The sequence below is a fragment of the Oceanisphaera profunda genome, assembly GCF_002157895.1.
Classification (GTDB): Bacteria; Pseudomonadota; Gammaproteobacteria; order Enterobacterales; family Aeromonadaceae; genus Oceanimonas; species Oceanimonas profunda.
On sequence record NZ_CP021377.1, the window covers coordinates 3201797 to 3222080 of the forward strand.

Annotated in this window: 18 protein-coding genes; 13 read left to right on the forward strand and 5 right to left on the reverse strand. The window is 49.9% G+C overall.

Annotated elements, in window-relative coordinates; translation table 11 throughout:
• Positions 1 to 42: 42 nt before the first annotated feature.
• The 4 genes from ureE (at position 43) to CBP31_RS14175 (ending at position 3054) form a co-directional block, all read left to right on the forward strand.
• A complete protein-coding gene (ureE, locus tag CBP31_RS14160) occupies positions 43 to 564 on the forward strand; it encodes an urease accessory protein UreE (RefSeq protein ID WP_087038308.1) in 522 nt (173 codons plus the stop codon).
• Positions 515 to 1216, forward strand: coding sequence for an urease accessory protein UreF (locus tag CBP31_RS14165; protein ID WP_227875046.1), 702 nt, complete (start codon positions 515 to 517; stop codon positions 1214 to 1216). The genes ureE and CBP31_RS14165 overlap by 50 nt, the downstream gene beginning before the upstream one ends.
• Positions 1217 to 1642: 426 nt before the next feature.
• The gene (gene ureG, locus CBP31_RS14170) at positions 1643 to 2287 is read left to right on the forward strand and encodes an urease accessory protein UreG (protein WP_087038310.1); all 645 of its coding nucleotides are present in this window, start codon (positions 1643 to 1645) and stop codon (positions 2285 to 2287) included.
• A 176-nt stretch (positions 2288 to 2463) separates the two neighbouring features.
• The gene (locus tag CBP31_RS14175) at positions 2464 to 3054 is read left to right on the forward strand and encodes a HupE/UreJ family protein (protein WP_087038311.1); all 591 of its coding nucleotides are present in this window, start codon (positions 2464 to 2466) and stop codon (positions 3052 to 3054) included.
• A gap of 225 nt (positions 3055 to 3279) precedes the next feature.
• Here CBP31_RS14175 and torD read toward each other — a convergent pair whose 3' ends face one another.
• The 4 genes from torD to napE all read right to left on the reverse strand — a co-directional run bounded on the left by torD (position 3280) and on the right by napE (position 7976).
• On the reverse strand, positions 3280 to 3942 hold the full coding sequence (gene torD / locus CBP31_RS14180; protein ID WP_087038312.1) for a molecular chaperone TorD: 663 nt from the start codon (positions 3940 to 3942) through the stop codon (positions 3280 to 3282).
• Positions 3943 to 4074: 132 nt separating this feature from the next.
• Positions 4075 to 6558 (reverse strand): trimethylamine-N-oxide reductase TorA, encoded by a 2484-nt coding sequence (torA, locus tag CBP31_RS14185; protein ID WP_087038313.1) that lies wholly within the window; start codon positions 6556 to 6558, stop codon positions 4075 to 4077.
• A gap of 23 nt (positions 6559 to 6581) precedes the next feature.
• On the reverse strand, positions 6582 to 7757 hold the full coding sequence (gene torC / locus CBP31_RS14190) for a pentaheme c-type cytochrome TorC (protein WP_322348427.1): 1176 nt from the start codon (positions 7755 to 7757) through the stop codon (positions 6582 to 6584).
• 57 nt (positions 7758 to 7814) lie between these two features.
• Complete coding sequence (gene napE / locus CBP31_RS14195) at positions 7815 to 7976, reverse strand: periplasmic nitrate reductase, NapE protein (RefSeq protein ID WP_087038314.1); 162 nt, start codon at positions 7974 to 7976, stop codon at positions 7815 to 7817.
• A gap of 350 nt (positions 7977 to 8326) precedes the next feature.
• Here napE and CBP31_RS14200 point away from each other — a divergent pair, with 350 nt between their 5' ends.
• Positions 8327 to 9619: an NCS2 family permease gene (locus CBP31_RS14200; RefSeq protein WP_087038315.1), complete on the forward strand. Its 1293-nt coding sequence runs from the start codon at positions 8327 to 8329 to the stop codon at positions 9617 to 9619.
• A gap of 324 nt (positions 9620 to 9943) precedes the next feature.
• Here the strand turns inward: CBP31_RS14200 and asnS are convergent, their stop codons facing one another.
• Complete coding sequence (asnS, locus tag CBP31_RS14205; RefSeq protein ID WP_087038316.1) at positions 9944 to 11344, reverse strand: asparagine--tRNA ligase; 1401 nt, start codon at positions 11342 to 11344, stop codon at positions 9944 to 9946.
• A gap of 119 nt (positions 11345 to 11463) precedes the next feature.
• Between asnS and CBP31_RS14210 the strand changes: the two genes are divergently transcribed.
• The 8 genes from CBP31_RS14210 (at position 11464) to CBP31_RS14245 (ending at position 20091) form a co-directional block, all read left to right on the forward strand.
• Positions 11464 to 11808 carry a hypothetical protein gene (locus CBP31_RS14210; protein WP_087038317.1) on the forward strand — a complete coding sequence of 115 codons (345 nt, stop codon included), beginning with the start codon at positions 11464 to 11466 and terminating at the stop codon, positions 11806 to 11808.
• A 208-nt stretch (positions 11809 to 12016) separates the two neighbouring features.
• The gene (locus CBP31_RS14215; RefSeq protein ID WP_161492531.1) at positions 12017 to 13981 is read left to right on the forward strand and encodes a sensor domain-containing diguanylate cyclase; all 1965 of its coding nucleotides are present in this window, start codon (positions 12017 to 12019) and stop codon (positions 13979 to 13981) included.
• Positions 13982 to 14642: 661 nt separating this feature from the next.
• On the forward strand, positions 14643 to 16046 hold the full coding sequence (locus CBP31_RS14220; RefSeq protein ID WP_087038319.1) for a L,D-transpeptidase family protein: 1404 nt from the start codon (positions 14643 to 14645) through the stop codon (positions 16044 to 16046).
• Positions 16043 to 16627 (forward strand): TadE/TadG family type IV pilus assembly protein, encoded by a 585-nt coding sequence (locus CBP31_RS14225; RefSeq protein ID WP_087038320.1) that lies wholly within the window; start codon positions 16043 to 16045, stop codon positions 16625 to 16627. Before CBP31_RS14220 ends, CBP31_RS14225 begins: the two co-directional genes overlap by 4 nt.
• Complete coding sequence (locus CBP31_RS14230) at positions 16590 to 17177, forward strand: TadE/TadG family type IV pilus assembly protein (RefSeq protein ID WP_161492532.1); 588 nt, start codon at positions 16590 to 16592, stop codon at positions 17175 to 17177. Before CBP31_RS14225 ends, CBP31_RS14230 begins: the two co-directional genes overlap by 38 nt.
• Positions 17178 to 17252: 75 nt before the next feature.
• On the forward strand, positions 17253 to 18608 hold the full coding sequence (locus tag CBP31_RS14235) for a vWA domain-containing protein (protein WP_087038322.1): 1356 nt from the start codon (positions 17253 to 17255) through the stop codon (positions 18606 to 18608).
• Between the two features lie 712 nt (positions 18609 to 19320).
• On the forward strand, positions 19321 to 19509 hold the full coding sequence (locus CBP31_RS14240; protein WP_087038323.1) for a Flp family type IVb pilin: 189 nt from the start codon (positions 19321 to 19323) through the stop codon (positions 19507 to 19509).
• A 63-nt stretch (positions 19510 to 19572) separates the two neighbouring features.
• A complete protein-coding gene (locus CBP31_RS14245) occupies positions 19573 to 20091 on the forward strand; it encodes an A24 family peptidase (RefSeq protein WP_087038324.1) in 519 nt (172 codons plus the stop codon).
• Positions 20092 to 20284: the final 193 nt, after the last annotated feature.

Below are 20284 nucleotides of genomic sequence, written 5' to 3' on the forward strand. Positions count from 1 at the left end.
TCCGTTGCAACATATTATTGAGTTAAGATTTTGGAGATAACAGTGTTAAAAATTATTCATTATTTAGGCCAAAGTGAGCAGCCGGTTGACGATCATGTGACGCTGGCCTTTGAACATCGCCAAAAGGGCCGTTTTAAAACCGTGAGCGACCAAGGCCTAGAGCTGGGCGTATTTTTAGAGCGTGGCCAAGTACTGGCCCAAGGCGACCGTTTACAAGCCGAAGACGGTCGTATTTTTGGCGTAATCGCTCAAGCGGAGTCGGTAGTCACCGCCCATGCTGACGATTGGCCAAGCTTTGCCCGCGCTTGTTATCACTTAGGCAATCGCCACGTAACCTTGCAGTTGGGCGAGCGTTGGCTGCGTTTTCAACCGGATCATGTATTGGAACATTTAGCCGAGCACTTAGGGCTGCGTCTAGAAGTGGGCGATGCGCCGTTTCATCCGGAATCTGGCGCCTATCATGGCCATCATGCTCATAGCCATGGTCACGATAGCCATAAGCATGAGAGCAGCCATGAGCCTAAAAATAGCCATGAGCCTAAAGAAAGCCATAAACATGGATAGTCCGCAACTGCTGGCGTTGCTGCATTTATCCAGCCCAGCCTTGCCGATAGGTGCCTTTGCCTATTCCAGTGGCCTAGAATCCGCCATTGAACTGGGGTGGGTTACCAATGAAGCCGAGTTACAAAGCTGGCTCGATGGCATGCTGCAAGGCATGGTGCATCTAGATATTCCGGTGTTGCTGCGCTTATGTGCGGCCAGAGCGAAACAGGATGCGGAGCAAGGGCAATACTGGAGTGATTTTTTACGTGCCAGTCGAGAAACCCATGAGCTGTTATTTGAAGACGAACAGCAAGCCTTAGCACTGGTGCGCTTACTCAAAGGGCAAGATCTAGATGTGTCGTCCTTGCCAGCGGAGCCCGCTTTTATGGCGGTTTATAGCTTGGCTGCCGAGCATTGGGGCTTAAGCGCGCAATGGGCCGCCTTGGGTTATATGTGGAGCTGGTTGGAAAATCAGCTCACCGTAGCCAGCAAAACGCTGCCTTTGGGGCAAACATCGGCGCAGCGCTTACTGATGTTGCTCAAACCCGTATTACTGGCGCACTTTGCCACGGCAAGTGAGCTGGATGATGAACAGCTGGGCTGGAGCTTGCCAGGACAAGTGCAGGCAAGCTGCCTGCATGAAACACAATATTCACGCTTGTTTCGGAGCTAATGGCTACGTAGCTAAGTTCATTGCGAGGAATAAACGACGCGGCAATCTAGGGTTGGCCTGCGTGGTTGGCTGTATGGATGGCCGCGCTACGCTCGCAAAGACTGTTTTTAAGCCGTCATCCTGAACTTGTTTCAGGATCTCGTTTTAGATTTAGACCTTAAAACATAGAGCGAGATACCGGGGCAAGCCCGGCATTACGGCAATAAACAGCTGGGCGCTTTCCTTTGCAGTTCATTGCGAGGAGCGTAGCGACGTGGCAATCAATGAACAGAAAGCGCACTAGGGGCTGATGTATAGGAACTGGTGAATAGGGATTAGGGAATAGTCAATGACAGGTAAACGCGGGCTTCTAATCCCCAATCCCCTAGCTCCGAAAGGCACTATTTTTAATCTTTAGCAGTAATGACTCATTTTTTGGAGAAACAGATGACAACTCAATGTTTACGGGTGGGTGTAGGTGGCCCGGTAGGATCAGGCAAAACTGCCTTGTTACGCCAATTGTGCTTGGCCTTGCGCGGTCATTATGACTTGGCGGTGGTCACCAATGATATTTACACCAAAGAAGATGCGAATTTTTTACTGGAACATGAAGCCTTAAGTGCAGACCGCATCATAGGTGTTGAAACCGGCGGCTGCCCCCACACCGCCATCCGTGAAGATGCCTCCATGAACTTGGCAGCTATCGATACCCTGCAACAGCGTCATCCTAAACTGGAGCTGGTATTGGTCGAAAGCGGCGGCGATAATTTGTCGGCCACCTTTAGTCCAGAGCTTTCGGATCTCACTTTGTATGTGATTGATGTGTGCGCCGGTGATAAAATCCCGCGTAAAGGCGGCCCAGGCATTACCAAGTCTGACTTGTTGATCATCAATAAAACCGACTTGGCACCTATGGTGAATGCCTCACTAGCCGTGATGGAGCGAGATTCTAAGCTGATGCGCGGCGAGCGCCCGTTTGTGTTTACCAACTTAGTGCGTGGCGATGGCGTGCAGCAAATCATTGAGTTTATTCAACGTGAAGGCATGCTCAAACCCCTACCAGCGGGCTTTTCAGTAAAGAGCGAAGATTAAAGATCTGTTTGCCACAAGGGGGAGTCATAAGGTAGAGGCCGGTTTTGCGCAGCAAAACTGCTTTAGTCTCTGGTTGAGCGTTACAGGGTTTGGGTGTTTGGTGTTGTGTCGTCCACTTCACTCTTTACGCCGCACCCCGCACATATTTTAACAACATATCAATCTAGGAATACGTAATGAGTCTACAGAAAATCGGTCATACCTTGCTGCTGGCGTCATTGGCTTTGCTGCCCACAGCGGCCTTTGCTCACCCGGGTCATGACACCTCAGGCATGTTAGCGGGAGTGATGCACCCCATCTTGGGCTGGGATCACTTACTGGCCATGGTCGCCGTTGGTATGTTGGCAGTGATGGGGCGCAGCAAGCCGGCTTGGCAGCTGCCCTTAGCTTTTGTGGGCTTTATGCTGGTCGGCGCAATGCTGGGCATTAATGGCGTGGCCATTGCTTTGGTAGAAACCGGTATTTTGCTGTCGCTGGTGGTATTAGGCGGCTTATTAGCCTTTGGTCGCGCCGGTTATCTGTCTGTGGTGACACTGTGCTGTGCCTTGTTTGGCATGCTACACGGTAATGCGCACGGTATTGAGTTACCGGCGGGCTCGGCTGCTGCCAGTTACATCAGCGGCTTTATGTTGGCCACCATAGCACTGCATGTAGTTGGCTATGTGCTTGCTAACAAGTGCACCCAGCAATGGCAAGCCTTGGCGTTAAGAGCCAGCGGTATCGCCATCGCCGGCACCGGCTTAGTGGCGGTATTTAGCGCCGCCTAAACACTTCGTTTACTATCAGACAAAAAGGCCCCGTTATTAACGGGGCCTTTTTTTACGCATTATGCCTCACGCCGTACGACAAACCGGTGTGGTTTTTAACGTATTGCGGTGTGTTAAGTTTTGCTAGGCAAAACCAGCCAGCTAAAGCAGGCTTCTACAGGGGCGGCTTTGGTGTTTAACGTACCGCGTACGCCGCTGAAAGTATGGCGGTGTTCTTCTATTGGCTTAGCCAAAATACGCCGCGACTAAGCTCAGTAACGCGGGGTAAAACTGACTGGCGGTGTCGATTCTTTGGCCTCGGTTAGCCCATTCTGGCAGCCAGCTGGCCAGCTCTTCGTTTACAAAATTGGCGACGGTGGCTTCTGCTGCTGGCGTGGGGTGCTCTGCTAACTGGCGATAACCTTCTGCTAAATAATCCAGCATTATGCTGACATGATCTGCCGGTTCGGTTAACTCGGCACTCACTGCCATGCCAATAGCAGCTAAGCGTGCTTGCATGCGCTGCAGGCTGGGGCCGCTAAAGCGGCCGTCATCCAGATATAACGAAGCATAAGGGGCTGGGCTGTGGCGGGCATCGCTTAAAAATAAGCTGGCAAAGTCGGCTGCCAGCTCTAATTTGGGCTGCTCGAGTAGGTGTAGCGTGCTGATGGCTTGGCTTAATTGCTGTACCGGTTTGGCCAGCTCAGAAATACCTTCCAGATCTTCCAACAAAGGGGCGGCTTCTCCGCTCATATAAGCCTTGAGTGCTGTCTCATCCAGCTCTTTGGCCAGCAAGGTGGCAAACCATTGGCAGATCAGCGCTTGATGTTGGTAATACTCACCCGCCAGTTGTTGTTCGGGGCTAAGCTGTGGGGCCGCAGTGGTGTCTGTTGCGTCTTGTAGCGTCATGGGATCCTCAATTTAACTGCTCGAGTCTATCAGTGTACGGGCGCCATCATGTTGGCACCCGCTACTCTGCTGCTGTGTTAGCTCTCTGTTTAGCTCATGCCTAGACGATAACTGTTTTAGACAGCAATTGCTTTAAGCTGTAACCAGCGTTGGGCCACCAAAAGAGGTCACAGGCGGCACAGTGCCGCTAAAGACTTCAATTTCTACCAAGCAAGTGTTGGCACTGGGTGCCTGCGCCAAGCGCGAGGTACCAATATCCAGCGTCAGTGTATTCGGGTCGCCGTAAGTATCGAGCGCGCCTATGCTGGCGTCAGTGGGGCCATACCAAGCGCCTTCTTGAATGCGAATAACCCCGCTTGGAAACAAGTCCGACACCACGGCACCGGCTAACAGCTGGCCGCGGTCATTAAACACTCGCACCAAGTCGCCGTCCTTAATGTTGCGCGCACTGGCGTCAGCTGGGCTTAAGTAGACCGGCTCACGGCCTTGTACCGCGTAGGTGGCGCGATATTCATCTGACTCACACATTTGCGAGTGCAGGCGTTTATCGGGGTGCACAGATTGTAGCCATAACGGAAACTTATCAGAGCCCGGGCCACCATGTGAGCGCTCGGCTTTTTCCATCCAAATGGGGTGCTGCTGGCAGTCGTCATAGCCGTAGCTGCCAATCTTGCGGCTGCTGATCTCAATAAATCCCGACGGCGTGCCCACGGCGTTTACTTCTGGATCTTCTCTGAAGCTTGCATGGCGGACCCAGTTTTTACCCTCGCCAAAGTGCACGTAACCGTCTTCCCAAAATTGGTCAAATTCCGGCATCGGATACTTGTCTTTGTTGGCGTCACGGCAATCGTTATACAACTCTCTTAGCCACTGAAATTCATCTTTATTTTGTGTGTATTCTTTGTGGCGACCATAACGGCGACATAAATCGGTGAAAATATCGAAATCTGATCGGGAGTGGAATAACGGATCCACCAGTTTGTGCATGGCCAGAATACCGGTCTTGGAATAGCCGCCGTAAATGTCGATGTCGTTACGCTCAAACTGCGTACAGGCCGGCAGCACTAAGTCTGAGAAGCGACAGGTAGCATTCCAGGAATAATCGATAGTGACCACGGTTTCTAGCTCATAGAAAGCGCGTTTCATGCGGTTATGATCCTGATGGTGGTGCCACGGATTACAGCCACTGAAAATACACATCTTAATATCTGGGTAGGTTACTTCACTGCCGTTGTATTGCAGCTTGCCACCGGGCTCAAGAATACAATCAATCCAGCGCGCCACCGGAATAATAGAGCTGGCGCCTTTAAAATCGGTGCTGGGGTGCTCAGGAAATTTACCCGGCTCAAGGTTACGCGGAAAGCCACCAGGCACACTGGCGTCAGTGGGGGGAATGCCAATGCCACTGTAGTGGTGCGCATAGCTGATGCCACCTCCGGGCAGGCCAATTTGGCCGAGCATGGCCGCCAATACCGCGCCCGCCCAATAAGGTTGCTCGCCATGTTGCTGGCGCTGAATGGCCCAACCAAAAATTAACTGAGTACGCCCACCGGCCATCAGTCGCGCAAATTCACGGATGCGCTCAGCGTCTACGCCACTGATGCTGGCCGCCCATTCTGGCGTTTTTTCTGTCTTGTCGTCAGCTTTGCCCATTACATAATCAATAAAGGGCTCAAAGCCTAAGGTATAGGTATTGAGAAAGTCTTTATCGTGCAAGTCTTCCGTATATAAGGTGTGTGCCAAGGCCAGCATAAAGGCCACGTCACTTTGCGGGTTAATATACTGTTGCTCACAGCCTAAATACTGCTGGGTTTTACTTTGTACTGGGTCCACGCTAATGACTTTGATCGTACCTGCAGCAATCTTCTCTTTTAGCTCGGCTAAGTATGCATAAGAGTCATGGGTTTCACAGTTCCAGCCTACCTGTAGGTTTTTATACAGGTCATTGGCCCACAGCACTATGGTGTCGGAATGCTCCAAAATTAGCGGCCAAGACGTGCCTTGGTCATAAACCTCGGTAGAGCCCATGACGTAAGGCAAGATCACTTGCCCTGCACCGGTGGAGTAATCACCCACTTTATTTACGAAATTACCGTGCAAGTTAACCGCACGCTGCATATGGCTGCCGCAGCTGTGAAACTGACCAGTTTGGCGCCAACCCGTGGCACCGGCATACAGGCCAGATGGCCCATAGGTGGTTTGTACGCGCTCTAGTTCTTCATGAAACACGTCCAGCGCTTCGTCCCAGGTTAGGCGCACAAAGCGGTTATCGCCGCGCTGTTTTCGGTCACTGTTTTCGCGGTTTTTTAGCCAATCTAGGCGCGCCATGGGATAGCGAATGCGTGACGGATTATAAATTAAGCCCTTGACACCTTTGAGCATATCGGTGGGGTATTTATCCAGTTTAAAGGGTTTAATTTCTTCGACCACGCCGCCTTTTACCAGCGCATGCATGGCGCCCCAGTGGGAGCCGGCGGTGCGCCAGGCCCCTTCAGCGGAAACAGCGGCAGCTTGGCTTGCTGAGTGAGCACTGCGTACTATTAAGCTCTGGCCAATCAGTGCGGCGGCGGAACTGGCCGCTAAGCCTTTAAGAAAATGTCTGCGTGAAATTGTCATGTTTTGCCTCGTCAACGTCGTGATCAGTGCGCGCCGCCGGCGTAGTCTGATGAGTGTTTTTGTAGGTACTTGAGTACCAGCGCTTGGGTGTCCGCATCCATATTGGTAAAGCCCACCATACCGGCAAACATGCCAGGCCAGGTATTGGCATCAAAGTGGCCTTCTGCCGGTTGTGAGTGGCACACACTGCAGCCGCTGCGATAGGTATCGCGTGCATAGCTCCACAAATCTTCAGCATCCGGTAGCAGGGCGCCCGACTCGGCCCATAGCGCAATATTCACTTGCTCCCAAGGCAGGCCGGTCATGGGGTCTTCTTTGGCCTCACTCGTTACTTCTACTAACTGTTCGTTTTGCGCTACGGCTTTATCCAGCACCATATTGGGAATATTCATGCCGAAGTCTTCATACCACACCCGCCCAAAGCCACGGGTTTTGCGCCAAGACGGCACCGCAACTTGTACGACATCGCCTTTGCGTTGTACCAGCGTTACTGGGGCTGCTGCTTCTAGCTCACCGGCTTCTTGAGTGAGGGCTTCGTCTAAGTACAAGGTAATGGCTTTCACCGCATAATAATGTTCACCATCTTTTACTTTTAAGCTGTGCGCTCTTTGCTCAAGTTGATCCAGTGCTGGGTCTTTAAACACCATGGTCTCGGGGAGTTGGTGAGCAATACCTTTATGACAGTCCACACAGCTTTGGTCGCGCTCGGCGGCGGGCTTCATAAAACGTTTGGCGGTATCGGACATTTTGTCCCAATCCATGCTGTTGTAATCATGGCAATTTCGACACTCAAGAGAGCCGTTGGCGGCAAAGCGCGCCCATTCGTGTTGAGCCAGCTCTAAGCGTTTATCGAGAAATTTTTCACGGGTGTCGATAGTGCCAAACACCGTGCCCCACACTTCTTTACTGGCTTGCATCTTGCGGGCAATTTTATTGGTCCAATTGTGTGGCACATGGCAGTCGGGACAGGTGGCGCGCACGCCCGAGCGGTTAGACCAATGAATGGTGTCTTGTAGCTCTTGGTAAACGTTATTTTCCATCTCGTGGCAACTGATACAAAACTGCTCAGTGTTGGTGACTTCAAGTGCGGTATTAAAGCCGCCCCAAAAGATAACACCGGCCACAAAGCCGCCTATGGTCAGCGCGCCCAAGCTAATGTGTACCGAGGGCCGGCGCAGCGTAGTCCAGAATTTTTTCATAAATGTCAGCATGAGTTCTCGCATCAAGGATTCATAAGTCAGTTGTTATTGTTATTTTTAGCCGTGGCCAGGTGGGCCAAACAGCATTTGCAAGAACCAGACACTAAAGCCGTACCCGGCCACAATGATCACACTGAGCAGAGGAATAAGTATGACGGTCAGTAATAAGAAAGTGCGCCATTCTTGGCGGCGTGAAGTGGGGGCGGTTGCTGATTTCATGGCGTTATCCTTACGGTTTGAGTGCGGCATCCTAGTCGGGTTTAGGTGGCATGACAGCGTATTCAGCGCTGGCTGTCAGCCTAATAACCCTGTTTGTTAACTTAATAACTTAGACAATAACCTTAAAGTTATTGTGGTTCCGTATGGTGAGCATGATGCTATAAAGGATAGCGTAAGGCTAATATATAATACTGTTCAGCAACTTGATCGCAGTCAATGAAATGTCAAAAAACTACTTTTCTAAAATATTCATCTGTGATGCAACATTAAGCAGAGGGCTAATTATTGCCAACGGAGCCTTTTGAGACGATACTTTGCGACAACTTCTATCGCTACAGTAGGCACTTACCATGCTAGATAAATATTTTAAGTTACAACAAAAGGGCACTAACGTGCGCCAAGAGGTCGTCGCCGGTATTACGACTTTCTTGACCATGGCTTACATTATTTTTGTGAACCCGTCTATTTTGTCCGAGGCGGGCATGGATTACGGCGCCGTGTTTGTGGCCACCTGTTTGGCTGCCGCTATTGGCTGCTTTATTATGGGCTTGTGGGCCAACTATCCCATCGCTTTAGCGCCAGGCATGGGCTTAAACGCCTTTTTCACCTATACAGTGGTGTTGTCTGAAGGCTACAGCTGGGAAAGCGCCTTAGGGGCGGTGTTCTTCTCGGGCTGTATTTTTGTGCTGTTAAGTTTATTTAAAGTGCGCGAGTGGATTATTAACTCAATCCCTGGGCCGCTAAAAATTGGTATCGCCGCCGGTATTGGTTTGTTTCTGGCATTAGTGGGCTTAAAAAACGCCGGCATCATTGTTGATAACCCCGCCACCCTAGTGGGCTTAGGTGACATGGGCAGCTTGCCGGTATTACTGGGCACCTTAGGCTTCTTCTTGATCATTGGCTTGGCGGCGCGCGGCATGCGCGGTGCAGTTATGATTGGCATTCTGATCATTACTGCCTTGGCGGTTATCTTGGGCGATGTGGAGTATCAAGGTTTGGTATCAACGCCGCCGTCCATCTTACCGACCTTTATGCAGCTCGATATTGCCGGTGCGTTTAATATCGGCATGCTGTCGGTGATTTTTGCTTTCCTGTTTGTCGACCTATTTGATACCTCCGGCACCCTGATTGCGGTGGCCCAGCGCGGCAAGATGCTCGACGAACAAGGCCGCTTACCGCGCCTCGGTCGTGCCTTATTGGCGGACAGTACCGCGTCTATTGCCGGCTCTTTGCTGGGGACTTCTACCACTACCTCTTATGTAGAAAGTACCGCCGGTGTCGCCGCTGGTGGTCGTACCGGCTTAACCGCCGTAGTCACCGGCCTGTTATTTATTGCCGCGCTGTTATTCTCGCCGTTAGCCGGCATGGTGCCTGCCTATGCTACGGCTGGTGCGCTGGTTTATGTTGCCGTGTTAATGATGGGTCAGCTCAGTCACCTGCATTGGGATGACATCACTGAAGCCGTACCCGCGGTAGTGGTGTTAGTGATGATGCCATTCTCATTTTCAATAGCAAACGGCATTGCCTTTGGCTTTATTAGCTTCGTGGCGGTGAAAGTGTTAGCCGGTCGCCATAAAGAAGTGAGCCCTGTGGTATGGGGACTCGGCGCATTATTCGTGCTGAAATTCGCGGTAGGGATTTAACTAAAAGCAGCGCCGATACCGGGTCGAGCCCGGCATGACGGAGCTAAGCGCCCGGCGCCCAGCTTAAGATAAAAGCCGAGATTAAAGATCTCTTCGCCACGGAATACACGGAACGACACGGAAAGTGAAAACTAACTAAAGAAAATTTTTGGGTTTAGACCTTACAATAAAATATATTCTTTGATTTTCGTCCGTGCGCTTCCGTGTATTCCGTGGCAAAAATAGCTCTAGTTTTGGTGTTTTTATTTAGCTCGTCGCTGTTATTAACCTATAAAAAAACCCCGCGGTTGCGGGGTTTTTGCTTTCTAGCCGAGTGCCGTTGAATTAAAAATCGGCGTGGCGTGGGGTACGTGGGAAGGGGATAACGTCACGTACGTTGCCCATGCCGGTCACGTAAGCCACCAAGCGCTCAAAGCCTAAGCCAAAGCCCGAGTGTGGCACAGTGCCGTAGCGGCGCAGGTCGCGATACCAGCCATAGTCTTCTGGGTTTAAGCCCATAGACACCATGCGCTCGTCCAGCACTTCCAGCACTTCTTCACGCTGAGAGCCACCGATGATCTCACCAATGCCTGGCGCTAATACGTCCATGGCGGCCACGGTTTTACCGTCGGCGTTCAACTTCATGTAGAAAGACTTAATGTCTTTCGGGTAGTTTTTAACGACCACTGGCGCTTTAAAGTGCTCTTCTGCCAAGTAGCGCTCGTGCTCTGAAGACAGGTCAATGCCCCATTCCACGGCAAACTCAAACTTCTTACCGCTGGCCTTTAAGATTTCGATGGCGTCAGTGTAATCCACCTGAGCGAAGTCTTTTTCAACGAAGTCTTGCAGACGGGTGATGGCGTCTTTGTCTACGCGCTGGGCGAAGAAGTCCATGTCATCCATGCGCTCAGCCAATACGGCGTTAAACACATATTTCAACATGTGCTCGGCTAAGTTGGCTACGTCGTCCAAATCGGCAAAGGCGACTTCTGGCTCTATCATCCAAAACTCCGCCAAGTGACGGCTGGTGTTGGAGTTCTCGGCTCTAAAAGTCGGGCCAAAGGTGTACACCTTGCTCATGGCACAGGCATAGGCTTCGGCGTTCAGCTGACCAGATACCGTTAAGAAAGTCTCTTTACCGAAGAAGTCTTCAGAAAAATCTACTTTGCCAAGGTCGGTGCGCGGTAAGTTTTCTAAATCCAGCGTAGACACGCGGAACATTTCACCGGCGCCTTCGCAGTCTGAGGCAGTGATCAAAGGCGTAGCCACCCAAGCATAACCGTTTTCATGGAAGAAACGGTGAATGGCTTGGGCCAAGCAGTTACGCACGCGAGTCACGGCACCCATCATGTTGGTGCGCGGGCGCAGGTGCGCATATTCGCGCAAATATTCGATGGAGTGACGCTTGGCCGCCATCGGGTAGCTGTCTGGATCTTCAACCCAGCCAATGACTTTCACGTCTGTGGCTTGCAGTTCAAAGTCTTGGCCTTGGCCTTGAGAGGCATCAACGGTGCCCGTTATTTCAACGGAACAGCCGGTGGTGACGCGTACCACCTCAGACTGATAATTCGCAACGCTATTAGGCACCACAGCCTGCACAGGATTAAAGCAGCTACCATCGTGGACGGCCAAAAACGAAATGCCGGCTTTAGAATCGCGGCGGGTGCGAATCCACCCCTTAACGGTGACGGTGGTGCCTACCGGGTATTTACCCGCTAGCACATCAGTAACGGATGCGTGGCTCATGTAAAATCGCTCTCCAGCTTTAACTAAATCGGCAACAGCCGATAAACTATATAGATAAGGCAGCTAATGTTACCCGTGTACACTCAGGACTCAAGCAAAAAATTGCAGAGGAGGCAGACATGGCAACACCGCCTTTTAATTGGCTGAACAAGCTATTAATAGCAATGACAGTCGGGGGTTGGGCGCTGTATGTGTTGTTATTGCTGATATTTCACTACGGTCGGCCCGAGCAAAATTTTGGCTACCTGAAACATCAACAAATACCAGTACGCGCCGAGTGGCTAAGCTTACATCATTTTTGGTTTCATGCGGGAATTTGGGGTGCCTTAGGGCTAGCAGTCACCGCCTTTACCTTAGTGCATTTAAAAGGCCGGGCCCATTTACAATATCTAAAAATATACCTAGCACTGCTGGGGGCCGCCGCCATCTTTACCCTGTTGCTGGTCACCTTTTCGCCGCGTTAACCGCCAGCATATAGCCTAATGAATCCGTGACGCATTGTGTTATTCTTATCGTCCATATTATTAAATGGCCGCATCTGGCTGCAGCAAGGTTTGTTCACTTATATTTATGACGCATACATTTTTATTACATCACAGCAAACCTCTACAATCTGCACTCGCGGAGTCACTTACCGATTTACCCATAAAGCGCTTAATATTTAAGCGCTTTATGCTGCTTTTCTTGTTGTTCTGCACCTTGGTAGGAGCGTTAGCCGGTCCTATCTATTGGCAATATGCACAAGAGCAGCAAGAGCGGCTGTTGGCCCAAGAAGAAACCTCCGTGGTGGCCACCACGCAGATGATCCAAAAAGAGATGTATGAACAGTTGCATCTGTTGGAGCTCTTAAAAAACTCCCCCGCCATGGTCGAGTACTTAAGCAGTGGTAGTACAAGTGATCGCGCTCGCCTTGAACTGCTGTTCAAAAATACCGCCAATACCTATCACCGTTTTGATCAAATTCGTCTATTGGATAATTCCGGACATGAATTAGTGCGGATCAACATGCCCGAGGGTGAAGCGCAGGCGGTGTCTACCGAGCGGCTGCAAGATAAATCACAGCGTTATTACTTTAGCGAAGCCCAAACGTTGGCCGCAGATCAGGTATTTGTGTCGCGCATGGACTTAAACGTAGAGCAGGGCGTGATTGAACAACCACACAAGCCCATGCTGCGCTTTGTGACCCCGGTACTGGATGTGGACGGTGTTAGGGCGGGCGTACTGATACTCAATTTTATGGCCCAAGATATGTTGGAGCGTTTTCGCTTACAAATGTCGCGCCGTATCGATCAGCAAGGTATGTTGCTTGACCCGCAAGGCTTCTGGCTTAGCAACCATAAGCGCAGCAATGAATGGGGCGCTGACTTAGGTCAACCCAATCATAATTTTGCCACTCTGTATCCCGATGCCTGGCCAAGCGTGGCCGCGCAAGACTCAGGGCTGGTGGAAACCGCCCAAGGCCTGTTTCGCTTTCAGAGCATAGATCCCTTTGTTTTCTCTCCTCGTCAACAAACGGATTTTCGGCTGCAACATGGGGTACAGCTGTCTGATACCACTCTTGCCAATACCGCGTGGAAGCTGGTGATATTTTTACCTAAAGAAATGATCCAAGCGCAGTCAGTGTTGTATCAGCCCTTGGGGCGCGCCGTATTGGCGTTAATACTGCTGAGCTTGGCGGTGGCGGCGTGGTTATTGGCCTATAACAAAGTGCATAAACAGCTGCGCCAGCGCTATGACCAAACGGTAACGGCGGAATTGAGTGACCTATATGAGCATGCGCCCTGTGGTTATCACAGCCTAGATGCTAACGGTCACTTTATTCGCATTAATCAAACTGAGCTGGAATGGCTGGGTTATGAGCAGGAAGAGGTGGTGGGTCAGCCGTTTGTTAACTTTTTAACGCCCGACAGTCAGCTGCGTTTCGCTGAATTCTTTGAGTTGCTTAAAACCGAGCAAGAAATCGACAATATAGTGTTAGAGATGCAGTGCAAAGATGGCTCTACTTTTTATGTGTCCACCTCGGCGACCTCACTTAAAGACCAAGCAGGACATTTTGCCATTGCTCGCACCAGTGTGTTTGATATTACCGACCGTATACAGCTAGAAAGAAAGTTAGAACAGTTAGCTAATATTGATGCCCTGACCCATATCAGTAATCGCCGCCACTTTTATGAACGCGGTGAGCTGGAATTTAAACGGGCGGTGCGTTACCAACATGCGCTGGCAATATTGATGTTTGATATTGACTACTTTAAACGGGTTAACGACACCTACGGCCATGACGGCGGCGATGTAGTACTCAAACAACTGGCTAAAACCGTAGATGACAGCCTGCGAGACCTAGATGTATTTGCCCGTTTTGGCGGTGAAGAATTTATTGCCTTGTTGCCAGAATTGTCCGCTGAGCAAGCCACCTTAGTGGCGGAGCGCCTACGCCAAGAAATCGCTGACATGCCAGTAGTCATGCCCTCAGGTGAGACCATGAACATCACAGTGTCTATCGGCTTTGCCATGTTAACAGCACAAGATAAACAACTCGACGCCTTCATTAAAAAAGCCGACTTGGCGTTATATCAAGCCAAAGAACAAGGCCGTAATCGGGTGATTGAATACCAAGGCACAGTGACGACTGAGTAAAAGTCGGTGTTTGTTGTTTGCCGTCATCCTGACGCACGTCAGGATCTCGCTTTGGGTATTAGAAACAAAAGCGAGATACCGAGGTCGTCATGCTGAACTTGATTCAGTATCAGCATGATGGGTGAGGAAGAGTCGGTGTTTGTTGTTTGCCGTCTTCCTGACGCACGTCAGGATCTTGTTTTGGGTATTAGAAACAAAAGCGAGATACCGAGGTCGTCATGCTGAACTTGATTCAGTATCGGTATGATGGGTGAGGAAGAATCGGTGTTTGTTGTTTGCCGTCTTCCTGACGCACGTCAGGATCTCCCGCCGTCTCTTTGGCAAAGAGGACTTCGCGGGGCCAGCATAGCTGGCGGGTTTAAAGATTTACGCCTGCGGTATAACGCGAGAACAAGTGCTCGCCTACAACACCTTAGCCCTTAGCCATTAAAAGTCCCTTTTAGATCTGATCTCTATTTTTCTGTGGGTTCTGTGGATTCCGTTGCAAAAATAGCTTTGTGGTGTTTTCAATCTTTCTGCCTGCGGCGTAATGCGAGAACAAGTGTTCGCCTACAAAAACCATATTTTCTTAAAAATAAGCATCAAATAACTCCTCTTTTTTGTGCAGAGATTGATTTTCTGTCCATAATTAGTGTCATTAAGGTCCCAGGGAGGGGAACTGATGTGGCATTTACTGGTGTTGTTACTAGTGCTGAGCTCGCCGTTACAGGCCGCCGAACGGATGTGGTGGCATAACGGAGATAATGAACTGAATCAGGCAGGCCAACAATTGGTTGATTTGTTGCTGCCCGAACCCGCCGCGCTAGCGGTTTTATCGCCGGTTGAACGAGATGCTTGGCTAACCCGAGAATGGCGCCAAGTGCTGGCGGCTCGTGCCAGTTTTAGCCAATTTACGCTGCCTGCTGAACAGAGCAGCGCCGCCTTTGATCAGGCACAGCAGCAGGGTGAGCTTGGCGATTATCTGCGCCGCCAGCAGCCCGACTACCCCGCCTATCTGCAACTTAAACGTCATTATCATGCCCTAGCTAATGCCCCGGCCATGGTGCCTTTGCCCGCTGGGCCCGAGGTGCGTGTTGGCGAGCGTGATCGAGCGATTCCGGCGTTGCGTCAACGACTGACCGCGCTGGGTTATTCTCTAGCAGCACCCCGAGGGCGTGCCGACGCCCTAGACCATCAGTTAAGTGAGCGGCTAACAGCGCTGCAACAAGCGCACGGGCTAGACGCAAACGGCCGACTCACGGCGGCTACGCGTGCCATTGTAAATAGAACCCCGAATGAGCTACGCACCGAGTTACGCCATAATCTACGCCGTTGGTTGGTGCTGCCACCCACCGCGCCTGCGCAATATCTGCTAGTGAATATTCCCGCCTATCGGCTCACGCTGTTTAATGCGAGTGGTGCGAGTCTAAACATGAAGGTCATCGTCGGGCGCCCCGACTGGCCCACCCCTGAGCTTGGCACCTATATCAAGGCGCTTAAGGTCAACCCAGACTGGACGCCCACCGCCAATATTATTCGTGAAGACTTGTTACCGGTGCAGCTGCAAGACCGTGGCTTTTTAGGGCGCAATGGCTTCGGCGTGTGGTTGCCGGGCGAAAGCGGGCGTCGAGATCCGGCGACCATCAACTGGCACCAACCGCCTGCCGGATTGCGGCTGGTGCAAGCGCCAGGGCCAGATAACGCATTGGGCCGCTTGAAGTTTGAAATGAACAACCCCTTCGATATTTATTTGCATGACACCCCCGACAAACAGCTATTCGGTGAGTCACGCCTGGCCCTGAGCCACGGCTGTGTACGTCTGGCTGAGGCAGACCGCTTGGCACAGAGCTTGGGCTGGTCATTACCGGAATATCAACACACCCGCACCTTACCCGCTCACCAGCCAACACCGTTGTTTATGATGTATTTCACCGCTTGGGTGGATGAAAGCGGTCAGCTGCAATTTGCCGAAGATATCTATCGTAAAAATAGCGAGCGCAAGAACGATGAACATTTCAAGGGTGAGCATAACAAGGGCGTTTCCTTAATCTCGGGCGCAACAATAGAAAGGGAGAAACCGGTATGAAGGGACGCATTACTGCTGGCAAAAATATAGCTAGCCAACAAACACTCATGAAAAGCCCATTTTTACCCAAGAGATATAAAGGCACCACCACGGTGGAATTCGCGCTTGTGGCTGGGCTGTTTATGTTGTTGATGTTTGCCATTATCGATATCGCCATGATTGGTTTTGTTAACCTCACCATGCAGAACGCGGTACGAGAAGGGGCTCGCTATGCCGTCACCGGTTGTGCTGAGCTAGACCCTAGATATGGGGATCCAGAAGAGCCAGAATACAAAGCGGATCGAAAAGAGGCGGTGAAATTTAAAATCAAAGAACATTCCATGGGCCTCTATGATCGGGTGATGAAAGAAGGCGGCCTAACGGTAAAAGATCCCGATGATAAAGAGGTGTCTGGCGTTGGCAACCCAGGGCAATTGATAGTTATCCAACTTAATGGCAGTTGGCCTTTGATGACGCCGCTGCTCTCGCCTTTTTTTGAAAATGGTAACTTCGATTTTACTGTGAGTGCCGCCATGAAAAATGAGTTTTTTAAAGAGGGCGAGTATGAGGGGCAATGCGATGCAGCTGAAGAAGAAGCATAAAAAATCACAACAGGGCTTGGCCATTGTAGAAATGACCTTGATTTTGCCGTTGTTTTTAGTCTTAGCATTCGGTGTGTTTGAAATGTACCGCTTGTTGTTGGCCAATAACATTATCATCGGCATGAGCCGAGAAGGCGCGAATTTGGTGGCTCGCACCTCAGATACCGATCAAAAAATTATGGACGTAATATCAAGCACCGCCGCACCACTTACTATGAATAAAAATGGCATTATGTATGTCACCGTGCTGGTTGGGGGCGCGAATAAGAATAAACCCTTAGTACTGGAGCAACATCGTTGGGTAGGTAGCCAATACAGCGGTGATAGCCGAGTGTGGAGTGAGTGCAAAGCATGGACCACTGATACAGACAGTGATAGTGAAAGCGACAGCTGCGTGGTCCCGTCAACCTTACCCATACTCGATCATTTTAATATGGTGTTAGATCCAGGAGAAACGGTAAACGTGATTGAAGTGCTCTATGAATATGAAAATGTGCTGGCTTACGTGATTCAAGATAATCTGGAGCTCTATTCCCGCAGCTTGTTATAACGGGTAAATAATGACAAAAAATTGAAAGGCTAACAGCATAACATTCAGGAAGAAGGTTATATAAGGGAGCAAGCAATGAAGGGATGCAACAGAAAACGTAATGCCGGCACCATTTTGGTGCTGGCCACCGTCTCCATGACTGCCCTGCTGGCCATGGCGGGGCTGGCATTGGATGTGGGCAAGACTTACGGCGTGCGGGCCAAGCTGTATGCGGCAGTAGATGCGGCTGCGCTAGCCGCAGCCTCGGCGGTTGCCGAGGGCGAAATCAAAGCCAAGGATGCGGCAGAAAAGTATTTTGCCGGCAATATGCCCACTGAGTATTTGGGCAGTACCTTCACCTTAAAGCGTGATGACATTAATATCAGCTTTAATAGCAAGGGCGATGCCACCATAGATGTCTCGGCCACCGCCGATGTGCCTACCTTCTTTCTTCCGGTGATTGGCAAAGACTTAATCGGTGTAGGGGTTAACGCCCAAACAGTACGCAGAGCGGTAGACTTGGCCTTGGTGGTGGATAATACCGGCTCGATAGGTGGCGCGGGTGATATGGTGACGGCGCGCTCTCAAGAATTCGTACAAAAATTTCACGCTAACTATGATCGCCTAGCCCTTATTAATTATGCTTATGGCGCTAAAGTACTGGTTCCCTTCACTGCAGACAGGGGCTACAACCAAGATGCAATGGTCACGTCAATAGGTGCTAATTTTAATTATTCGGGTTATACCAATTCCTCTGAAGGCATGTGGGCTGGGCTACAGGCACACCATAAGCTCACTAATCCGGCCAGCCTGCGGATTATCGTGTTTTTTACCGATGGCTCTCCCAATACTTTTTCATCTGAATTTAGTTTGGGCGAGGTGAAATATAAGGGGGCTATCCGTTCGAACGACAGTAAAACTGGCAATACGGCCGGGTTGTGGCAGCCAACAGAGGTGAATGAAAAATTACCTTTATTAGGATATCTAGGCACCAACCTCTATAAACAGTTAACGGTGTTACCCGAGTATGACAACCTGCATACTGGCATCGGCGATAAGTTTAAACTGGTTAATCCCAGTCATCCCAGACGACCCGTATCTCAGCTCACTGCTAGTGCAGATACAAATGAATATAGGTATGAATATTATCGAAAAATCAATCATATATCTCGTAACCTAGTAGAAGACATGGCGGAGCGGGCCAGAGAGCAGGGTATTTTCGTTTTTACGCTTGGGCTGGGGTCTTTATTAACGCAGAAAACGGGCCCAGAGAATATACGTAAAGAACGTGAAGTCAGTGAAAAAATGTTGTTACGTATGGCCAATGATCCTCGTTCCGCGGATTTTAACGTCGTACAACCCGAAGGCATCTACTGCTATGCCGCAACCGAACAGTCCCTTGGCCCTTGCTTTGAAGAAATTCGCAAGGCAGTTATTCGCTTAAGCCGTTAGCCATAAATGAGCTAAGCAGCCTTTATAGCAAGGACAAGAGGCATTGGATTTTTGTAGGCGTCTTATTTTTAGGTAAGTATTCGCGCATTATGCCGCAGGCGAAAAATTGAAAACATCACAAAGCTATTTTTGCAACGGAATCCACGGAACCCACAGAAAAATAGAGATCAGATCTAAAAGGGACTTTTAATGGGTAAGGGCTAAGGTGTTGTAGGCGAACGCTTGCTCTCGCATTACACCGCAGGTGTAACTCTTTAAACCCGCCAGCTACATGTTGGCTTATACAGATAAACCATAACAAACAAGACTCGTTATCAATAACGAATGGATCATCTTGAAAAATCGTAATAAACGGCTAATATTCAACTGGAACCTTTCGATTTTATTCAGTGTTTAAAAGTGGCAGGCATTAACAATGAGTCCTATAGTTTAATTACTGAAGCGAAGTTGCTGGGGAGTTAGGAAAAAGAAATTAGAAAAAATTAGAAAAGATTTCAATCTATAGTTTCGTTAGTTGGGAGAGTGGTCATGCATATGAAATATATTTGAAAAAGATAATGAAAAACCTACCACTCACCTTACGGTTATAGGTAAAGATGAAGTGAGAGTTGCTCTTATTTTTAAACGAGAGTGAAAGCAAGAGAATAAACTAGATTAAACAACCTGGCTGATACTGTTAGCCAATAATACTACGATGGAACGAGGTATTACTATGAAACTATTAACTGAACTGAATCGCTTGCTGAAAGATGAAGACGGTCTGACCATGGTGGAATACGCGGTGGCGGGCGGGTTAATCGCAGTGGGTGTGGCGGCGGCCTTTATTACTCTTAGTGAGAATATAGATAAACAGATAATATGTATCGGTCAAATAATACTTGGTGCAGAGTGTGCTTCTTAACTAAGTGTATGATTTGTGTCAGGGCAGCTTTGCTGCCCTCTTTTTTCTTTAAATGGTGACGCTATGGAACAGCTACCATTACTGGTGTTATTAATCTGCGCCTCTTGGCTGGATCTTAAAACCCACAAAATACCTAATATCATCACTTTGCCCTTTATTCCGTTAGGGCTAGTCTTTCATGCTTGGTTTGGTGAGGGCATATTATTTGCCTTGGCCGGGTTGGGCTTGGCGTTTTTAATATTATTTCCGATTTTTATTGGTCGCATGCTGGCCGGTGGCGATGTGAAGCTGGGGCTGTGCATCGGCACTTTTCTGGGCTGGCAGTTATTTCTGGAATCCTTGCTCTATGGGCTGATCATCGGCTTGCCGCTGGTGTTGCTGTTGGCTTGGCAAAAAGTAGGCTTAAAAGGATTCAAACAAACCTTTATGCGCTATGGTCTTATTATGGGTGGCCGAAGCTATTTGCCACCAGAAGCCAATGAACTGGGTGGGCTTAAGGTTCCCTACGGGCCGGCACTGGCACTAGGCGCCGGGCTTGCCATGGCGCTAAACCACTTTGGAGTTTTTAGCTTGGTGCATTAGGCTTTGCAGCGCTGCAGCAATCTTAGTGTTGAGTGTTGAGTGTTGAGTGTTGAATGTTAAATTTGGCTTGCACTTGTAGCCCGCAACTTGTTCGCGGGGCCAGCGTAGCTGGCGGGTTTAAAGAGTTACACCTGCGGTGTAATGCGAGAACAAGCGTGCGCCTACAAAACACACGGAGAAAGAAACTGGATTG

What these genes read in the sequence shown, in the direction of transcription:
- asnS (WP_087038316.1), bottom strand. Translation starts at nt 11,344, where the DNA reads ATGAGCCACGCATCCGTTACTGATGTGCTAGCGGGTAAATACCCGGTA.
- CBP31_RS14240 (WP_087038323.1), top strand. Translation starts at nt 19,321, where the DNA reads ATGAAACTATTAACTGAACTGAATCGCTTGCTGAAAGATGAAGACGGT.
- CBP31_RS14215 (WP_161492531.1), top strand. Translation starts at nt 12,017, where the DNA reads ATGCTGCTTTTCTTGTTGTTCTGCACCTTGGTAGGAGCGTTAGCCGGT.
- CBP31_RS14165 (WP_227875046.1), top strand. Translation starts at nt 515, where the DNA reads ATGAGCCTAAAAATAGCCATGAGCCTAAAGAAAGCCATAAACATGGAT.
- CBP31_RS14235 (WP_087038322.1), top strand. Translation starts at nt 17,253, where the DNA reads ATGAAGGGATGCAACAGAAAACGTAATGCCGGCACCATTTTGGTGCTG.
- CBP31_RS14210 (WP_087038317.1), top strand. Translation starts at nt 11,464, where the DNA reads ATGGCAACACCGCCTTTTAATTGGCTGAACAAGCTATTAATAGCAATG.
- torC (WP_322348427.1), bottom strand. Translation starts at nt 7,757, where the DNA reads ATGAAAAAATTCTGGACTACGCTGCGCCGGCCCTCGGTACACATTAGC.
- ureG (WP_087038310.1), top strand. Translation starts at nt 1,643, where the DNA reads ATGACAACTCAATGTTTACGGGTGGGTGTAGGTGGCCCGGTAGGATCA.
- torA (WP_087038313.1), bottom strand. Translation starts at nt 6,558, where the DNA reads ATGACAATTTCACGCAGACATTTTCTTAAAGGCTTAGCGGCCAGTTCC.
- torD (WP_087038312.1), bottom strand. Translation starts at nt 3,942, where the DNA reads ATGACGCTACAAGACGCAACAGACACCACTGCGGCCCCACAGCTTAGC.
- napE (WP_087038314.1), bottom strand. Translation starts at nt 7,976, where the DNA reads ATGAAATCAGCAACCGCCCCCACTTCACGCCGCCAAGAATGGCGCACT.
- CBP31_RS14175 (WP_087038311.1), top strand. Translation starts at nt 2,464, where the DNA reads ATGAGTCTACAGAAAATCGGTCATACCTTGCTGCTGGCGTCATTGGCT.
- CBP31_RS14220 (WP_087038319.1), top strand. Translation starts at nt 14,643, where the DNA reads ATGTGGCATTTACTGGTGTTGTTACTAGTGCTGAGCTCGCCGTTACAG.
- CBP31_RS14225 (WP_087038320.1), top strand. Translation starts at nt 16,043, where the DNA reads ATGAAGGGACGCATTACTGCTGGCAAAAATATAGCTAGCCAACAAACA.
- CBP31_RS14230 (WP_161492532.1), top strand. Translation starts at nt 16,590, where the DNA reads ATGAGGGGCAATGCGATGCAGCTGAAGAAGAAGCATAAAAAATCACAA.
- CBP31_RS14245 (WP_087038324.1), top strand. Translation starts at nt 19,573, where the DNA reads ATGGAACAGCTACCATTACTGGTGTTATTAATCTGCGCCTCTTGGCTG.
- CBP31_RS14200 (WP_087038315.1), top strand. Translation starts at nt 8,327, where the DNA reads ATGCTAGATAAATATTTTAAGTTACAACAAAAGGGCACTAACGTGCGC.